Below are 1,946 nucleotides of genomic sequence, written 5' to 3'. Positions count from 1 at the left end.
ACTCGGAATTGCGCGGGACGCCTTGCACAGCCGGCAAACCATGAGCGATGGCACTGATGACGCGAAGGCTTGCTTGAGCGCGGACAAGATCGTCGATTTCCCGGAAATCTTCGATGGCGTGCTCGTGCTGGAAGCGACGGAAATTCCGCAGCACCGGATCGGCATCCAGCGTGGCCGGCAGCCACCAGCGTACATAGGCCAGGCGGAACGCGGATTGAGCTTCAGCTGGTCGCACTAGACCCGCCTCGATATCGTCGACCAACGCTCCCAGATTGTGACTGACAGCCCTGCGACGAATGCCGCACCACGAAGTCCAGTCCCGGAGAAGATGACGGGCGTCGAGCAAGTCTCCCATCGCAGTCGTCAATTCGGTCAGCGGGTTATCATGTTCTGCCCAAGAAGGCGTCTTTCCAGCAGGGATCGCAAATTGGGTCTTGGCAGCCTCGAATGCTGCAGAAGCCGCAAGGAAGCGGGCTGCCCCATAGCGCATCGTGCTATCTGCTGCACCGCTTCGCAGGCTCGGGGCGGTTGCTTGCAGGAGCGCTTTGAAATCCTCCGTGCCGAGGCCGGGCAGGCGTAGCGTCTGTCGAAGCCTTTCGGCCATCGAGAGTATCTGATCGATACGGTGGGTGTCGGTATCAAGTGCGGCAAATCCGATCGGCTTCCCAGATAGGATGTTGGCTTCGACAGTGGCCCGGCGGTCCTGCATCAGGCGCAACAGCAGCAAGTCGTGCTGAGGATCGGCTACCCCCTCTGTGACATAGCCTTGAAGCAGCTTCTGGACTTTGCGTTTGCCCAACTGACTGTTTGGCCAGAATGCAGAAGCGGCCTGCTGCCATTGCTGCTCTATGTCCTCCACCCGTATGCGCGCAACGGCAGCCTCGTCATAGCGGGCCGACAGGTCCTTGCGAGACTTGCGATAGTCTCCGATTGCCTCATTGAGAGTGGCGAGGGCTCCCCGCAACTGGGCGAAATCTCGATCAAAGACAATGCTGACGTCATAGCCGGCACTGTCCTGGAGTGCCGCTGCTAGTTTTCGCAGCGCTTCGAGCTCCGCTTTTGACGCGTCGCCTTTGGCGCGCAGGCCGATGCTCACCAGGAAGGCGTCGAGTGCGGTCGCTAGAACCTCGGACGCATTCTTGAGGGTCTTTGCCCCTTCGAGCAAATTGTCCTGCCAGCCTGACGTCCACTCGGTGACATCTATAAGACGCAAGACCGACCGCATCTCCACCGACTGAAATGCGAGACCTGTTTCGGCGGCAATATGCTCCAGCGCCAGCCGGTTTGCCTCGTCATGGGAATCGCGCGATGGCCAGGACAATCTCGGAGCGTGCTGCCGCTTGTTCTTGAGAGCGATGCCGAGCGCCAGATAAGGCGTCAGACCATTGACATGGTGCCGATGCAGCGCTTCGACATAGGCATTCAGTTCGTCGCGACGGACGCGAAGCCGCTCGTTGATCGCAATCCACTCCGCTGCGTCCACGCGCACGCCGCTTTCCCAGCTGATCCTGAGCTGGGTGAGAAAGTTGCGTCGGTCCGCCTTGCTGGAATGGAGTTCGAGACAATGCGCGCCCAGGCCATGTTCGCGCAGGCGGCGATACACCACATCGAGCGCCGCCGTCTTCTCGGCCACAAACAGCACGGTTTTGCCAACTGAAAGACAGTTGGCAATCATGTTGGCAATGGTCTGGCTCTTGCCAGTGCCGGGAGGACCGATGATGACAAAATCGCGACCCTCAGCGGCGGCAAGACTTGCGGCGGTCTGTGAGGAGTCGGCCGGCAGCAGCAAAACCATGTCGGACGGGGCATAGTGCCGGTCGAGTTCGCGCTCGTCGCGGAATGATGCGCCATTGCCCTCGAAAGCTATCTCCGGCGTGTCGATCAGATGGCGCACGACACGGTTTTCGCGCAGCGCATCGGTACGCTCGACCAGATCCTTCCACATG

The 1,946-nt window shown here is 60.2% G+C and carries 1 protein-coding gene; it reads right to left on the bottom strand.

Annotated elements, in window-relative coordinates; all coding sequences use genetic code 11:
* On the bottom strand, nucleotides 1-1,946 hold a 1,946-nt coding region (locus EOA27_RS34160), incomplete at both ends, for an AAA domain-containing protein (RefSeq protein WP_281059509.1).

The organism is Mesorhizobium sp. M2A.F.Ca.ET.037.01.1.1, from assembly GCF_003998075.1.
Taxonomy (GTDB): Bacteria; Pseudomonadota; Alphaproteobacteria; order Rhizobiales; family Rhizobiaceae; genus Mesorhizobium.
This window is presented reverse-complemented; position numbering and strand designations above follow the sequence as displayed.